At 68.6% G+C, this 14,788-nt stretch carries 11 protein-coding genes; 3 read left to right on the top strand and 8 right to left on the bottom strand.

Annotated features, from left to right (window positions below; all coding sequences use genetic code 11):
* Positions 1-647: 647 nt before the first annotated feature.
* The 6 genes from ACYVDG_RS30235 to ACYVDG_RS30210 form a co-directional block, all read right to left on the bottom strand.
* Entirely contained in the window at positions 648-1,547 is a 900-nt protein-coding gene (locus tag ACYVDG_RS30235; protein WP_460762345.1) for an alpha/beta fold hydrolase, read from the bottom strand.
* Positions 1,548-1,784: 237 nt separating this feature from the next.
* Complete coding sequence (locus tag ACYVDG_RS30230; RefSeq protein ID WP_460762341.1) at positions 1,785-2,129, bottom strand: DUF4873 domain-containing protein; 345 nt, start codon at positions 2,127-2,129, stop codon at positions 1,785-1,787.
* Between the two features lie 65 nt (positions 2,130-2,194).
* Positions 2,195-3,721 carry a flavin-containing monooxygenase gene (locus tag ACYVDG_RS30225; protein ID WP_460762337.1) on the bottom strand — a complete coding sequence of 509 codons (1,527 nt, stop codon included), beginning with the start codon at positions 3,719-3,721 and terminating at the stop codon, positions 2,195-2,197.
* Positions 3,722-3,952: 231 nt separating this feature from the next.
* Positions 3,953-4,867: an AurF N-oxygenase family protein gene (locus ACYVDG_RS30220; protein ID WP_460762334.1), complete on the bottom strand. Its 915-nt coding sequence runs from the start codon at positions 4,865-4,867 to the stop codon at positions 3,953-3,955.
* Positions 4,868-4,893: 26 nt separating this feature from the next.
* Positions 4,894-5,748, bottom strand: a complete 855-nt coding sequence (locus tag ACYVDG_RS30215) for an SDR family NAD(P)-dependent oxidoreductase (protein WP_460762330.1) — start codon at positions 5,746-5,748, stop codon at positions 4,894-4,896.
* A gap of 239 nt (positions 5,749-5,987) precedes the next feature.
* Positions 5,988-6,899, bottom strand: a complete 912-nt coding sequence (locus ACYVDG_RS30210) for an AurF N-oxygenase family protein (protein ID WP_460762327.1) — start codon at positions 6,897-6,899, stop codon at positions 5,988-5,990.
* A gap of 171 nt (positions 6,900-7,070) precedes the next feature.
* Between ACYVDG_RS30210 and ACYVDG_RS30205 the strand changes: the two genes are divergently transcribed.
* Positions 7,071-7,871 carry a MerR family transcriptional regulator gene (locus tag ACYVDG_RS30205; RefSeq protein WP_460762324.1) on the top strand — a complete coding sequence of 267 codons (801 nt, stop codon included), beginning with the start codon at positions 7,071-7,073 and terminating at the stop codon, positions 7,869-7,871.
* Positions 7,872-8,053: 182 nt separating this feature from the next.
* Here the strand turns inward: ACYVDG_RS30205 and ACYVDG_RS30200 are convergent, their stop codons facing one another.
* The gene (locus ACYVDG_RS30200) at positions 8,054-9,994 is read right to left on the bottom strand and encodes a GMC oxidoreductase (protein ID WP_460762320.1); all 1,941 of its coding nucleotides are present in this window, start codon (positions 9,992-9,994) and stop codon (positions 8,054-8,056) included.
* Between the two features lie 217 nt (positions 9,995-10,211).
* Between ACYVDG_RS30200 and ACYVDG_RS30195 the strand changes: the two genes are divergently transcribed.
* A complete protein-coding gene (locus tag ACYVDG_RS30195; RefSeq protein WP_460762315.1) occupies positions 10,212-10,859 on the top strand; it encodes a DUF6230 family protein in 648 nt (215 codons plus the stop codon).
* Between the two features lie 4 nt (positions 10,860-10,863).
* Positions 10,864-12,294 (top strand): DUF6114 domain-containing protein, encoded by a 1,431-nt coding sequence (locus ACYVDG_RS30190; RefSeq protein WP_460762310.1) that lies wholly within the window; start codon positions 10,864-10,866, stop codon positions 12,292-12,294.
* Positions 12,295-12,415: 121 nt separating this feature from the next.
* Here the strand turns inward: ACYVDG_RS30190 and ACYVDG_RS30185 are convergent, their stop codons facing one another.
* A complete protein-coding gene (locus ACYVDG_RS30185; protein WP_460762306.1) occupies positions 12,416-14,263 on the bottom strand; it encodes a UvrD-helicase domain-containing protein in 1,848 nt (615 codons plus the stop codon).
* Positions 14,264-14,788 lie beyond the last annotated feature (525 nt).

Genomic DNA, 14,788 nt, shown 5'->3' with positions numbered 1-14,788 from the left:
CGTAGTCGCCCCGGCTCTGCTGGACCAGGCGCACGGCGCGTTCACGCAGTTCAGTGGGGTAACGCTTCGACATAACGGACTCAACCTATCCAAGGATTCGAGTCTCCATCACACCCAGGGCGATTCAAGGACCCACCGGGGGACCCCGACCCAGCCCCCACACCTGAGGAGCGGTAACCGCCCGCCAAGGCCCTACCGCCCCACGCCCCCACGCCCTGGGTCCCCGGCATTCTCCCGAGGGGTTCGCCGCACACATTGACCGGCCGTGACACCCTCAACCGGTGTGCTCTGGCGTAGTGGCCCACCGGCCGCAGGCCGTGCTGTTCGGGGTTCGGCTTTCGCAGGGGCGAATGACCGGCCGCGACACCGCCAGGCGTCATCGCTCCGGCGCAGGGGTAGGTATCGGCCGCCAGGCCGACCCGGTATGGGCCTCGACCACCCGTCCCCCTTTCCCGATAGCCGCCAACCTGCCGTCGTAGCGGAGCGGGTCAAGGTGGAGCGCCAATGACGCGCGAAGCGCTCGATGGCGACGACCTTGAGGCGCGTAGCGGAGACGGCCACAATCGGGCGGCGGGAAAGGAGGACACCCCAGCCCACAAGGCAACCCCCACCTGAGCAGGCAACCCCCTAAGACAACCGAAGCAACATCACAACGGTGCCGTGCCCGGGCTGATGTGGTTCTTGGTGAGCTTGTCGACCAGTTCCGCCAGCACCCCCGGGGTCTCCAACGGGCCCATGTGGCCCAGCTCGGGGATCTCGCGGACCTCTTCGCAGTTCTGCAGGAGGCCGCCGATATGGTGCGCGTGCCACGGGGGAGTCAGCTTGTCCTCGCTGCCGCCGACGACCACGGTCGGGACCGTGATCTCGCGGACGGAGTCGTCCAGTTCCAGCTTGGTCATGACCCGTCCCCACTCGCCCCGCGGGATGCTGCCGCAGTCGTGGACGAGCTTGGCACAGAGCGTCTTGGTGGTCTTGTCGGTCTTCTTGCTCATGACGAGGTACTTGAAGATCGACGCGGAGACCGCGTTGGCCGGGCCCAGGGGGAGGGGCGCGGTCAGGAAGATCCTGGACCCCAGCTTGCCCAAGGGACCGGGGAGGGGGATCGCGGTGGCCTTGTTCACGAGGTCGGTGCACCCCGTGTTGGTGAGGAGGACGGCGCCGACCTTCTCCTTGAAGGTGTCTCTCGGGCCCGCGGCCATGATGGTCATGCCGCCCATGCTGTGCCCGGCGACCAGGGCCCTCTGGCCCTCGGGGACGGTCTCCTCCAGGACCGCGCACAGGTCATCGGCGAGCTTGTCGGTTCCGTACCCCGCACGGGTGATGGGGGTCTGGGTGCGGCCGTGGCCGCGCTGGTCGTACAGGACCACTCGCAGACCGGGGTCCAGTTCCCGGACCACGGGCCCCCAGGAGGCCAGGGACGTGGCCCAGCAGTGCGCAAGGACCACGGTCGGTCCGTCGGCGGGGCCGCGTACTTCGACGTGTAGCTGGGTGCCGTCGGCGGAACGCACGGTGAGTTCCTGTGCGTGGCCCACGTGTCGTGTCGCCATCGGGGTTACCTCTCACTCAGGGGGTGGGAACAGGGGGTCGGGGAGTCAGTGGAGTGAAGTACCGGGCCGCGGCGGTCAGGGGGTCGCCGCGGCCCGATAGCGGGGGTCCCTCCAGGTCGGCGCGTGGCCTGGAGGGACGTTCTTGGGAGCCGACTCAGTCGTTTGGGGCCGGCTCAGCTGTTCTTGGGATCCGGCTCAGCTGTTCCTGGGGCCGGCTCAGCCGTCTTGGGATCCGGCTCAGTCGTCGAGATCGATCTGGGGGACCGCGAAGGGTGGGGTGCCCGCCCCGTTGACCGGGTGCCCGCCCCACAGGTTGGGGGCGTCGAGCGTGCCTACTCCCTCGTGGCCTTCGGGTGTGCGCACGACGACTGTGCGCACACCGCGCTCGTAGGCTTCGGTGATGCCGGGGGCGGCCGACAGACGGCCCTTCCAGCGGTAGTCACCGGTCAGTGGTTCGAAGTGTCCCGCCAGGTGGGCTTGGACCTCGAAGCTCTCGGCCTCCTCTTTCCCGGTGCCCTTCTGCTTGGGCAGTACCGTGACCGTGCCCCGGTACTCCTCTTCCTCGTCACCGAACCCGCTCATGTCTGTCGCTCTCCCTGGTCCGCTCTCGTGCGCTGTTCTTCGGTGGTGTCGGCCGACCCTCCAGGTCAGGCCGGTACCACTTCCTTCCGCTCCTTCCGCTTCTTCGCGGAACGGACGCGACGCAGGTCGTAGTTGTGCGGGTCGAACCAGCGGGTGCGCAGGGCGAAGTTCCAGGTGAAGGTGGGCCAGAGCGTCGTGTTGCGGCCCTGGTCGTTCAGGTACCAGCTGTCACAGCCGCCGGTCACCCATACGGTGCCCTGCATGGATTTGTGGACCATCTCGTTGTAGGCGCGCTGGGCCTCGGGGCGGGGCTCCAGGCGGTCGATCCGGTTCTTGCAGGCGAATTTGAGCGCCTCCATCGTGTAGCGGATCTGCGCCTCGATCATGAAGACCTGGGAGGTGTGCCCCAGTCCGGTGTTGGGTCCGGCCAGCACGAACGCGTTGGGGAAGCCGTTGACGGTGGTGCCGCGGAACGCCTGGACGTCGGTGCCCCAGTGCTCGGCCAAGGACCGGCCCTCGGGGTTGTACATGCGGTGCGCGATCGGCGGGTCCGTGACCTGGAATCCGGTTCCGAGGATGATGGTGTCGACCTCGTGCTCGGTCTCCGTCCCGGAGGAGTCCCGCGTGACGACGGAGTTCGGGCGGACCTCGACGATCCCGTCGGTGACCACGTCCACGTTGGGCTGCGCCAGTGCGGGGTAGTAGTCGTTGGCCATGAGGATGCGCTTGCACCCGGCCCGGAAGGTCGGGGTGAGCTTGGCCCGCAGGACCGGGTCCTTGACGCTGCGGTTGATGTTGGCGCGGCCGAGGCGCTCCACGACACTGAGCAGTTTGGGGTTCTTCGCGAAACCGAAGATGTAGCTTTCGCGGCCCCAGTAGATGCTCTTGCGGGCGACCTGCTGGGCGCCGGGGACGTTCCGGTAGAGCCAGCTCTCGAGCTTGGTGATGTCGCGGTCGTGGCGGAACATCACCCACGGTGCGGTGCGCTGGAACAACGACAGCTTGCCGACCTTCGGCTGGATTTTCGGGACGAACTGGATCGCCGAGGCTCCGGTGCCGATGACCGCGACCTTGCGGTCGGTGAGGTCGTGGTCGTGGTCCCACTCGGCGGAGTGGAAGAGTTTGCCCTCGAACGTGCCCAGGCCCTTGATGTCCGGGTAGGAGGGGTCCGCGAGCGGACCGGCGCCGCTGACCATGAACTGGGCGGTGACGGTACCGCTGTTGGTCTCGAGCCGCCAGCGGTTGTTCTCCGGCTCCCAGTGCGCGGCCTTGACGTCGCTGTCGTAGCGGACGTGCCGGTCGACCCCGTTCTCGCCGGCGACCCGCTTGATGTAGTCCCAGATCTCGGGCTGCGGGGAGAAGGTCCGGCTCCAGTTGGGGTTGAGCGCGAAGGAGAACGAGTACAGGTGTGAGGGGACGTCGCAGGCGGCACCGGGGTAGGAGTTGTCGCGCCAGGTGCCGCCGAGGCCGTCGGCCCGTTCGAGAACCACGAAGTCCTGAAGCCCGGCCTGCTTGAGGCGGACCGCCATACCGATCCCGGCGAACCCGGAACCGATGACGGCCACCCGGTAGTGCGGTGCTGCTTCGGTCACGATGCTGTTCCCTTCGTGCGTCGGCGTGGAGAGCCCGTACCGACCGGTAAGTATGGCCCCCCGGGGGCGTGGCGCGTCTCGCCCCCGGGAGAGGGTGCCGGGGCCTGAGAGCGTGGCGCGTACGCCCTCAGTCCCCGGCGCTTTGGGGGCCGCCGCCGAAAGGCGTGGCGCGTTTCGCCTTCCGGCGGCGGCGTTCTTGGGAGGGCCCGCTGGATCAGCAGCCCTGGCGCCCTAGCGGCCGAGGAGGCCGGCCTTTTTCCAGAAGTACTTGCCGAGGCCGGAGATCGCGCCCGCGGTGTCGAGCGTGCCGACCACCTTCCGGGCCGCCCAGGTCTTGGTCTCGACCCAGTGCGGGTTGGCCTTGGCGACCTTGTAGGCCTCCTTGGGGTCGAGCCCGACCTGTGCGTAGACCTTGGGGTTGATCAGCCGGGTGGCCGAGTAGTAGGTGATCAGGCCGAGCACGATCCGGCTGTAGGCCTTGTTGATTGCGCCCCGCTGCGGCCAGTCGCGCGCGAACTCCTCGCGGGCGTAGCGCATGTGGCGCGCTTCCTCGGTCACGTGGATGCGGGCGACGGCGCGCACCAGCGGCAGGATCTGCTCGTCCGGGACGGCTTCGCGCTGGAGCTGGTCGAGGACTTCCTCGACGAAGAGCGCCCCGGCGAAGATCAGCGGGCCGTGCGCGATCGCCTTGAAGAGGCGGCCCAGGTGGTAGGCGACGGGGTCGAGCCGGTGCGCCTCCCAGCCGAGCTTCTGCACCATCTTCGCGAACATGACCGTGTGGCGGCACTCGTCGGCGATTTCGGTGTAGGCGTACTGGACGTGGAGTGTGGTGGGGTCGTTGTGGTAGGCGTGCCGCACCAGCATCTGCATGAGGATGGTCTCGAACCAGATCCCGATGGTGGCGACGCTGGCGACCTCGAGCCGGGACAGCTCCTTGCGCTTCTCCTCGCTGAGCTGGTCCCACAGGTGGGTCCCGTAGATCGAGATGCGCTCAGGACGGATCGCCCACATGTCGGGGTCGACGGGGGCGTCCCAGTCGATCTCGACGAGCGGGTCGAAGGAGGCCTTCGCGGAGCCGCGGAGGAGGCGCTTGGCAATGTCCTCGCGGTCAGTGACCTTGGGCTTGGCGACGACTTCGGCGGTCATCTCGTTCCTCCTCAGGCAGTGCTGACTCAAGAAGTGCTGGTAGGGGCGTGCGGGGAGCCGTGTCTTGCGTGGAGCCCCTGAGCGATTTCGGCGTCCTTGAAGGCGCCGTCGGTGAGCAACAGCCCGAGTTGGAGAGCCACGATCTGTTCGGTCGTGCCCGGGAAGTGCTTGGTCAGGTGGAGGGCCGCGGTCCCGAAGGCGGTGCAGGCGACGTCGCGCGGGGGGTGCTTGGCGCCTGCGGCGCGGACGACGGTCATCACGGTGTCGCGCTCGGTCTCGGCGGGGACGATGCCGTCGAGCGAGGCGCCGGTGGCGCGCGAACTCTCGTGGATGGGGGTGTCGACGTATCCGGGGTAGACCGTGGTCACTCCGACGTGCGTGCCGTACTCGGCGCGCAGGGAGTCCGCGTAGGCGGTGACCGCACGCTTGGAGACGGTGTAGGCGCCGGCGAGCGGCAGCTGGAGGTTGGCCAGCAGTGAGGCGGTGACGATCACCCGGCCCTGGCTCTGGACCAGGGCGGGCATCGCGGCCGCGGTGACCCGCCAGGTGCCCAGGAGGTTGACTTCGAGGGCTTGGTGGGCGTGGGCGTCGGGCAGGTGCCCGATGTCCACTGACGGGCCGACACCCGCGTAGTGGATGAGCAGGTCCAGGCTTCCGCCCAGCTGCTCGATGGCTTCGGCGACCCCTTCGCGCACCTGACGGTCGTCGGTGATGTCGCAGGCGATGACGCCGGGCGCGGCCTTGCGGTCGATGCCCACGACGTTGACGCCGAGGTGGCGCAGTACCGCCACGGTGGCACTGCCGAACGCGCCGGAAGCGCCGGTGACGATGGCGTTCTGGCCCGGCAGGCGGCGCAGGTGGCGCGGCAAGGGGGTCGTCATGTGATCTCCTCCACAGTCATTGCCGGAACGTTACAACGAGCATTGTCACAATGCAATGGGTTGTAGCCGGGAATTTACTCGCGAGTAAGTTGAGGGTGTCCGCACGGCGTTGCGCGCCACAGCGCCTGGGACGGTTGGGGTTCGGGGGTGGGGGCTGCCCGCGGGCAGCAGTTTCCCGGGGCGCGCACTTGGGTGTGCGGCCCCGGGTTGTGCAGGTCAGGGGCGAGGGGCGAAGGGGGTCAGCGGCCGAGGAGGCCGGCCTTCTTCCAGAAGTACTTGCCGAGGCCGGAGATCGCCCCGGCGGTGTCGAGCGTCTTCACGACCTTGCGGGACAGTTCGGTCTTGCTGTCGATGAAGCTGGGGTTGCTCCGTGCCGTCCGGGCGGCCTCCTTGGGGTCGAGGCCGACCTGCGCGTAGACCTTCGGGTGGACCAGTCGGGTGGCGGAGAAGTAGGTGACCACGCCCAGCACGAGCCGGGTGTAGGCCTTGTCCAGCTCGCTGCGCTGTGCCCAGTCGCGGTGGAACTCCTCGCGGGCGTAGCGGATGTGCCTGGCCTCCTCGATCACGTGGATACGGGAGGTGGCGCGCACGACCGGTTCGATGCTCTCGTCCTCGATCATCTCCCTTTGGAGCTGGTCGAGGATCTCCTCGACGAAGAGTGCCCCGCCGAAGATCAGCGGCCCGTGGGCCAGGGCCTTGAAGATCCGGCCCAGCACGTGCGCGAGCGGGTCGAGCCGGTACGCCTTCGACTCCAGCCGCTCGATGGCCTTCGCGAACATGACCGTGTGGCGGCACTCGTCGGCGATCTCGGTGTAGGCGTACTGGACGTGGAGCGTGGTGGGGTCGTTGTGGTAGGCGTGCCGGACCAGCATCTGCATGAGGATGGTCTCGAACCAGATGCCGGTGGCCATGGTGCTGGCCATCTCCAGTCGGGACAGTTTCCGGCGCTGCTCCTCGTCGAGCCGGTCCCACAGGGGTGTGCCGTAGAGGGAGACCCGCTCGGGGCGCATGCCCCACCGGTCCTCGAGTGGGGCGTCCCAGTCGATTTCGACGAGCGGGTCGTAGGAGGCCTTCGCTGAACCGCGGAGGAGGCGCTTTGCGATGTCTTCTCTATGGGTGAGTTTCGGTGCTGGGGCAGTTCCCGCGGGCATGGGATCCCTCCAAGGGAGTGTTCCGTCCCGGAGGCGCGCCGAACGGTGGTGATGTGACCCCGTTCACTCCGATTTCTACAAACGTTACAATGTCTGTTGACATGGTTCAACTGCACGGAGGGGCACGATTTACTGATGAGTACGACTCTTACGGGTCTCTAGGCTGGTGCCATGGCCGAATACCGCATTGACGAACTCGCCCGGCTCGCCGACACGACGGTGCGCAACGTCCGGGTGTATCAGGACCGGGGGCTTCTCGCCCCGCCCCGGCGCCAAGGCCGGGTGGGCATCTACTCCGAGGCACATCTGGCGCGTCTGCGGCTGATCGGCCAGCTACTGCGCCGGGGCTACACGTTCGCCAACATCGGCGAGATGTTCCAGGTGTGGGAGCGCGGCGGCGACCTGTCGGAGATCCTCGGCTTCGAGTCGGCTGTCGGAGACGCCTGGAGCGATGAGATCGCCGACTACATCAGCCTCGGCGAGCTGAGGGAGTTGTTCGGCAAGGGGGTCACCCCGAGGACGATAAAGCGATCCCTCGAACTCCGCATACTGGAGCGGGACGGCCTGCGCTTCCGCGTTCCCAGCCCCCGCCTGCTGCACGCCGGGGCCGAGCTGGTCAAACTCGGGATGAGTGTGAGCTCGGTGCTCGACATAGCGGAGAACCTCCGCGCCAAGGTCGGCGACGTCTCCGAGCACATGGTCCGCCTGGTCTCCGACCACATCATCCACGAGCACGCCCCGGGCACCGTGATACGTGCCGAGGACGTCGACGAAATCGCCCAACTGATCCGGCGCGTGCGCCCACTGGCCCAGCAGGCCGTGGACGCCGTCCTGGCCCAGGAGATGGCGCACCACCTCACCAACGTCATGGGCGACCACTTCGCCGAAGCCATGGAGCACCTGAAGGCCGAGGAGCAGGCGGCCCGCAGCGCCGGAGGCCAGGACGCGGACGGTCTCCCGAACCTCTCCTGAGCCCGTGACCTTTGAACCCCCGCAGCCCCAACCCCCAGCCCCCGGAGACCCTCAGCATTCAAGGCCGGCAGCCACGAACTTCCAGAACCCCCTGACAGCGAACCAAGGGCCCGGACGTGCAGGTACGGTCGTCCGGGCCCTGTGCGGTCGGGCTGTTCCTCACCTCTCCGAGGTCAGCGCACCTAGGCCTTCGGCTCGTCCGTGGTGGTCTCCGCCTCCTGCTTGGCCTGGTCGACTTCCGCGGCCTTCTCCTCAACCCGCTCGACGACCTCGTCTCCGGACGGGGCCGTGGAGTCGACCACCGACAGCGGCAGGGACTTCGTGAAGCGCAGTTCGGCGAAGGCGCCGCGCGGGACCGCCGGGTGCTTGGGAAAGACCGGGGTGACGCGCTGGTACGCCTCCCCCTGCGTGGGACGTGCATCCTCCTCGCCCTTGTTCGGCCACAGGGACATCGCACGCTCGGCCTGCGCCGTGATGGTCAGGGACGGGTTGACCCCCAGGTTCGCGGTGACCGCGGAGCCGTCCACCACGTGCAGCCCGGGATGCCCGTACAGCCGGTGGTAGGGGTCGATCACACCGTTCTCGGCGCTGTCGCCGATCGGGCAGCCGCCCAGGAAGTGCGCGGTCATCGGGATGTTGAAGATGTCGCCGACCGTTCCGCCCGGGTAACCGTCGATCCGTTCGGCGAGGCGGGTGGCCGCCTCCTGGCCCTCGGGGATCCAGGTGGGGTTGGGCTCGCCGTGGCCCTGGCGGGACGTGAGCTTCTTCCCGCCGAACAGCCCCCGCTTGACCGAGGTGGTCAGGGAGTTGTCCAGGGACTGCATGACCAGTCCGATGATGATCCGCTCGGACCAGCGCCGGTTCGAGAAGCTGCGCATGAACACGTACGGGTGCCGCGCGGCCAGGCCGAGGAAGCGCAGCCACCGGGGGATCCGACCGCCGCCCGGTACCTGGATCGCGGTGAGCAGCCCCATCGCGTTGGAACCCTTGCCGTACCGGACCGGTTCGATGTGCGTGTTGTCGTTGGGGTGGATGGAGGACGTGATCGCCACGCCGTGGGTGAGGTCCTCGGGCGGTGGGACCTGCTTGCTCATCGCGCCGACGAGGGCCTCGGAGTTGGTGCGGGTGAGCGTGCCCAGCTGCGCGGAGAGCCGGGGGAGCATCCCGTTGTCGCGCATCCGGTGCAGCAGGCTCTGGGTGTTGTAGGTCCCCGCCGCGACCACCACCTCGCGCGCGGTGAACGTGCGGGCGTTCGCCTTGCGCCGGGGGGCGTCGGTCCGGAGGGTGTCGACCGCGAAACCGCCGCCCTTGGCCTCGGGCAGTTCCCGCAGCCGCTCGACCGTGGTCAGGGGGTGTACTTCGGCGCCGCCACGCTCCGCGAAGTACAGGTAGTTCTCGGTGAGGGTGTTCTTGGCGCCGTGTCGGCACCCGGTCATGCACTCGCCGCACTCCGTGCAGGCCTTGCGGTCGGGGCCCGCGCCGCCGAAGTAGGGGTCGCCGACGGACTGCCCGGGCGGGGCCTTGCTGCCGTCGCCGTCGGCGCCGTCACCGAAGCACACGCCGACCGGGGTCAACCGGAAGGTGTCCCCGACGCCCATGTCCTCGGCGACCGCCCGCAGGTGGACGTCGGAGGGGGTGACGGTGGGGTTGGTGCGTACACCGAGCATGCGGTGGGCCTGGTCGTAGAAGGGGGCGAGCTCCGACTTCCAGTCGGTGATGTGCTTCCACTGCTGGTCCTCGAAGAACGCGTCCATCGGGTGGTAGAGCGTGTTCGCGTAGTTGAGGGAGCCGCCGCCGACGCCCGCCCCGGCCAGGATCATGACGTCGCGGAGCAGGTGGATGCGCTGGATGCCGTACATGCCCGCCTGCGGGGCCCAGAGGAAGTTCTTGACGTCCCAGGAGGATGACGGCAGGGTTTCGGGCGTGAATCGTCGGCCAGCTTCGAGGACGCCGACGCGGTACCCCTTCTCGGTGAGGCGAAGGGCGCTGACCGAACCGCCGAAGCCGGAACCCACAACCAGGACGTCGTAGTCGAATCCGTCCTGGTCGGGGGAGCTCCCGGCTTGACCGGGGGAGGTGCTGGCTCTGTCGGTGGCGGTGTCTCTTGTGCGCTCAGGGGCCATGGTGAGGCTCTCTCTCCAGGTCAGAAGCGGTTGCCCGTAATGCGCCGGATACGAGTCCGCAACGATGAATGCGCCATCTAGAAATGTGACATTTCATATTGTAATGTTCGACACTACCGCCGAGTAAGGTGTGTTCCATGTAACACGCGTGGCGTGCGTCGGCGCAAGTTTCGTTCCCCCCTCGTCGCCCCCCGGCGACGGAACACTGGAGGTACACATGCCCAAGGCTTCCGATGAGGTGCCCGCGGCGTCTCAGGATGCGCCTGAGCAGCACGAAGGCAGTGGTGGAACACGCTGGCGCAAGTTCGCCCTCGTCGCGGTCCCAGGATTCGTGGCGGCCGCGGTTCTCGGCGGCATGACCACGCAGGGCCTTCTCGCAGCCTCCTTCGCGGTCTCCGGCGACAGCTTCAAGATGTCCGCTGACCGCCTTGAGGGGCAGGGGTTCACGCAGTACGGCGATGTCGCCGACTCCGTGGACGGATCCAGTCGAGCGGTGGGCCTCTCCACCATCGACAGTGCCGAACTCGACAACCTGTGCATGTCCTCCCTGTGGGACCTGCCCATCGGTGAGGCCACCCTCGTGATCAACGCCGGTGAGAACTCCCCGGTCGAGGGCACCAACATGGTCATCGACATCGAGCAGCTCCAGGGTGACGCCGCCTTCAGCGACATCGAGATCGGCCGCGACGCCAGCACCCTGGACAAGGCGGAAAACGGTCAGGGTCCCGAGGGTGGTTTCGGGCTTCAGTCCGACTCCATCACTGTGACCGACAAGCAGCTGACCTCTTGGGCGGTCACCTCGGGCTCCCTGCGCCTGTCCGGACTGAACCTGGCGATCAGGCCGGGCAACCACGAGTGCTTCTGATCCCATGGCCCACGCACTGACCTCGGCCCGCTCGGGATGGGGATGGTTCCGCAACTGGCGTCGGACCCGTCCGTTCTGGGGCGGCTTCCTCCTCATCGTTGCCGGAATCGAGCTGCTGGTCGCGCCGGCCGCGCAGAGCCTGATCCTGCCGATCGACCTGATCATCTACGCGGGTATCGCCGGGGTGTCCGGCACCCTGATCGCGGTCCTGCTGATCACCCTCGGCGTGCTGAGCTGGCTCCAGCCCGCACAGCACGTGTTCTTCGGCATCGTCGGGATCATGCTCGCGCTGGTGTCGTTCGTGACGTCCAACTTCGGCGGGTTCGCCATCGGGATGCTGCTCGGCATCGTCGGCGGCTCGCTCGTCTTCGCGTGGGCGCCCAACGTCCAGCGGCGCTCACGAAAGCGCCGCGGGGCGGCGCCGGACACGCCCGAGACCGCCGAAGCCACCGAGGACGCTGAGGAGAAGGACAGCGACACCTCCGCCGGGGACGGCCCCGGCACCCGCACAGAGGCACCCGCCGACGCCGACGGATCCGGGGCCGACAGGGGCGAGGCCGACCAGGGCGAGCCCGTCAAGGACCCGCGCAGGGGGCCACGGCCCCTCGCCGTCCTTGCCCTGCCGCTCGCGGCGGTCGTCACCATCGCCTCGGCACCCGCCCCCGCCCTGGGCTGGCCCTGGGACTGGTTCCGGCCCGGCGATGACGAGGAGCAGTCGGAGGAGGCGCCGTCCGAGGAACCCTCTGACGATGCCTCCGACGACACCGACCCGGGCGAGACCGATCCGGACGAGACCGACCCGGACGAGGGTGACGAAGAGGAAGACGACGAGGACGACGAGGGGGAAGAGGACGAGGAGAGCGTCGACGAGGACGATCTGGAGAGCCTCGAGGAGTGCGAGTACCGCATCGGCGACGCCGCCCAGATCGAGGACGAGGAGGAGTTCCTCGCCGCGGTCCTGGCTTGTCAGGACGCCGAGGAGGAAGGCGAACTGCCGGACGTCCCGGTCGACTCCGACTACAACTGCTTCACCGGTTCGGTACGGGAGTCCGGTCTCACCGCGGACCGGCTCACGATGCGCGGAGCCCGCTACGAGGGCGTGGTGGAGTGCCCGACGACGGACGGCCCTGAGCGCTACATCCGGCTCACCATGAGCAGCAGCGATCTCAGCGGCGGTGAACTGTGGTTCGAGGACGCCGGATCCCGGATGTCCCTCCAACTGCCCACCATGAACATGACCGGTGACGTGGAGCTCCATGTCACCCGCATGCACGTGCGGATCCTGGGTATCCCGCTGACCTTCACCCCGGACTTCCCGCCCCCGCTCCTGCTCCCGTTCATGATCGTGACCGACGTCGACGTGAGCAGCCCGCTCGGCTCCACCGAGTCCATGACCATCCCGAACCTCAACGCCCAGCACAACGGGGGCGCTTAGCGCTTTCCCGCCCTCCCCGGCGAACCCGAGGGGAGGGCACAGAGACACCGGACGGGGGCGCCGCACACCCAGCGGCGCCCCCGTTGCCGTGGCCAGCCCTAAGGAGGCGGCACTGCTGCGGTCAGCGCTCCGCGATCAGGCGGCTCGGCCGACCCACGTGTGAGACGTACAGCGCGTCCCGGGCGCGGGTGCAGGCTACGAACAACAGCGTCCGCTCCTGCTGGTAGGCGTGCTCCAGCGCCACCTGGTCGCCGTCGGCCGCCTCAAGGGCCGCCTTGGGCGGGAGCAGGTGGTCGCTCACCCCGACCAACGCCACACAGCGGAACTCCTGTCCCTTCATCCGGTGCATCGTGCCGACCCGGACCGCCGAGGTGCCACCGGCACCCTCCAACGGCGTGGTGGCCACACCGCGCGCCTCCAACTCCTTCGCGAGGCCGCGCACCACCCAGTGGTTGCGTCCGGCGACCGCGATCTCGCTCGGGTTCACCCCGGCCTCCAACCACACCCGAACCCACTCGCCCAGCGCGGTGAGCTCCTCGGCGCGGCTGTCACAGCCGCGCACGACCGGTACCGGACCGCGCAGCAGCGAACGGAATCCCGCCAGGGTGTCGGCATCGTCGTCCATCCCCAGAGCGGCCCGCCGCCCCAGGATCGGCATACTCCAGTCCAGGATCTCCTGGGTCACCCGGTAACTCACCCGCAGCCGGTGGCCCCGGCCGCGCACGTTGATGCCCAGCGAAGCCAGGGACACCCGGTTGTCGGACACCCGCTGGTGCGGGTCGCCCACGATGAACAGGTCGTCGGGGCCCTCCGGTACGGCAGCACGCAGCATCCGCCACTGCGCCGGGTGCAGGTCCTGGGCCTCGTCGACCACGACGTGCCGGTACCGCGGGCCGGAGCGCGACAGCAGACGGGCCGCCTCACCGGCCAGCTGCGGATAGGACCACAGGCCCTCCACCCGCATCGCGCCCACGTAGCGCCGAACCGTCTCCCACACCTGTCGCCGGTGTTCGGGCGCCAGGTGTTGGACGCGGCCGCTGCGCTCGCACCGGATGTAGTCGGGCAGCATGTCCAGGCCCTTGGCCAGGATCACCTGTTCCCATTCGTCGACGAGGAAGCGCCCGGAGAAGGGCAGGCCGTCGGCGAGGGCGACCGCGCGCCAGCGCTGGGCCAGCTCGTCCTTGCCCGCCATGCGCGGGGCCATGCTGGAGTGCGCCTGGACGACCGACCTGGCGAGGCTGTCGATGGTGGCCACCCGGACCCGGGAGCGCGTGCCGGGGTCGGGTAGCAGCTGGTCGAGGCGGTCGGCCAGGGACTGGGCCAGGCCGCGGTTGAAGGTGGTGAGGAGGACGGACTCGGCGGTGTCCTCGGGGTGGGCCGCGGCGTCCAGCTCGGCCAGGTGTGCGGCCCGGTAGAGGGCCATCACGGTCTTGCCGGTGCCGGGGCCGCCGGTGACCTGGACGGAGCCGTTGAAGTGCGCTTCGACCACTCGGTACTGGTCCGGGTGCAGGGTGATCTGCCACTGGGCGAAGGGCGAGTTGAGCGCGCCGGCGAGTTCGGGCGGCCCGGCGGGTGTGGGGTCGGCGTGGCCGTGGCCCGCCCCGGCCAGTGGTCCGGCCAAGATGTCGGTCAGGGTGTCCGGACGCAGGTTCTGGGCGTAGCGAACGGCTTCGGCGTGCGGCCGCACGGTGAGCAGACGGTAGGGCGGATCCTCGGCACTGTTCTCCCCGGTACCGGTCTCCCCGTCCTGATCGGGGTCGGCTTCGGGGCTGGGGACGACGACGCCGGACCAGTCGGGGGCGATGCTGACGACCCGGACCCGGGGGTCGGCGGCGCCCGCGACGGCCTCCAGCCCGGTGTGGTCACCGGCTTGGTAGGCGCGCATCACGGCCAGGGTGTCGAGCTGGACGTCGGGCGTGAGGCGGGTGAAGTCGCTGAGAAACGTCGGGGCGATCGCGAGGGCGGACACGTCGTGGGTTCCTCCGGTCTTCGACCTGATGGCGGCTTTTCCGTGGGTGGTCGGAGCGGATGGTGTCGTGTTCGGGGAAGCCGGCTGGGCTTCGCTTGCACTGGAAACATGCTCCCGGCGGAATTTGGGCAAACGCAGCTCAGGGGGCGATTGCCGACAGGTGGCCTGGTTGTGTTTCGAGCTGTGTCTATGCAGCTCGAAGCGGTCTTTCCGGAGGGGTGTTCGAAGAGGTTTCCCGCGTTTTTCGTGCGGCGGGGGCGGTAGCTGCGCGACCTGCGGTTCTGTCCCGACGCCCAAGGTCCGAAACATGGTTTAGGTATCCGACCGAAAGTGGGGGAACTGGCAGCCATCCCCCTGGTTCGAGTGGTTCGACCGGGGTTGCTGGGGAGCCGGGGGCGAACTTGGGAGATGGGTCGGGTGAGACCGAAACCCAGTCCGCGCCGGGCTGACGTTCTGGCCGGATGTGGACACGCTCTGTGCAGGGCGTTGGGCATTGGGGGATCGTGTACCTACCTGGGGGAGGTA

The sequence above is a fragment of the Nocardiopsis oceani genome, assembly GCF_054777395.1.
The sequence above is the reverse complement of the archived record's forward strand: the minus strand, read 5'-3'. Positions and strand labels throughout refer to the sequence as shown.

What these genes read in the sequence shown, in the direction of transcription:
- ACYVDG_RS30235 (WP_460762345.1), bottom strand. Translation starts at nt 1,547, where the DNA reads ATGGCGACACGACACGTGGGCCACGCACAGGAACTCACCGTGCGTTCC.
- ACYVDG_RS30230 (WP_460762341.1), bottom strand. Translation starts at nt 2,129, where the DNA reads ATGAGCGGGTTCGGTGACGAGGAAGAGGAGTACCGGGGCACGGTCACG.
- ACYVDG_RS30220 (WP_460762334.1), bottom strand. Translation starts at nt 4,867, where the DNA reads ATGACCGCCGAAGTCGTCGCCAAGCCCAAGGTCACTGACCGCGAGGAC.
- ACYVDG_RS30215 (WP_460762330.1), bottom strand. Translation starts at nt 5,748, where the DNA reads ATGACGACCCCCTTGCCGCGCCACCTGCGCCGCCTGCCGGGCCAGAAC.
- ACYVDG_RS30210 (WP_460762327.1), bottom strand. Translation starts at nt 6,899, where the DNA reads ATGCCCGCGGGAACTGCCCCAGCACCGAAACTCACCCATAGAGAAGAC.
- ACYVDG_RS30205 (WP_460762324.1), top strand. Translation starts at nt 7,071, where the DNA reads ATGGCCGAATACCGCATTGACGAACTCGCCCGGCTCGCCGACACGACG.
- ACYVDG_RS30200 (WP_460762320.1), bottom strand. Translation starts at nt 9,994, where the DNA reads ATGGCCCCTGAGCGCACAAGAGACACCGCCACCGACAGAGCCAGCACC.
- ACYVDG_RS30195 (WP_460762315.1), top strand. Translation starts at nt 10,212, where the DNA reads ATGCCCAAGGCTTCCGATGAGGTGCCCGCGGCGTCTCAGGATGCGCCT.
- ACYVDG_RS30190 (WP_460762310.1), top strand. Translation starts at nt 10,864, where the DNA reads ATGGCCCACGCACTGACCTCGGCCCGCTCGGGATGGGGATGGTTCCGC.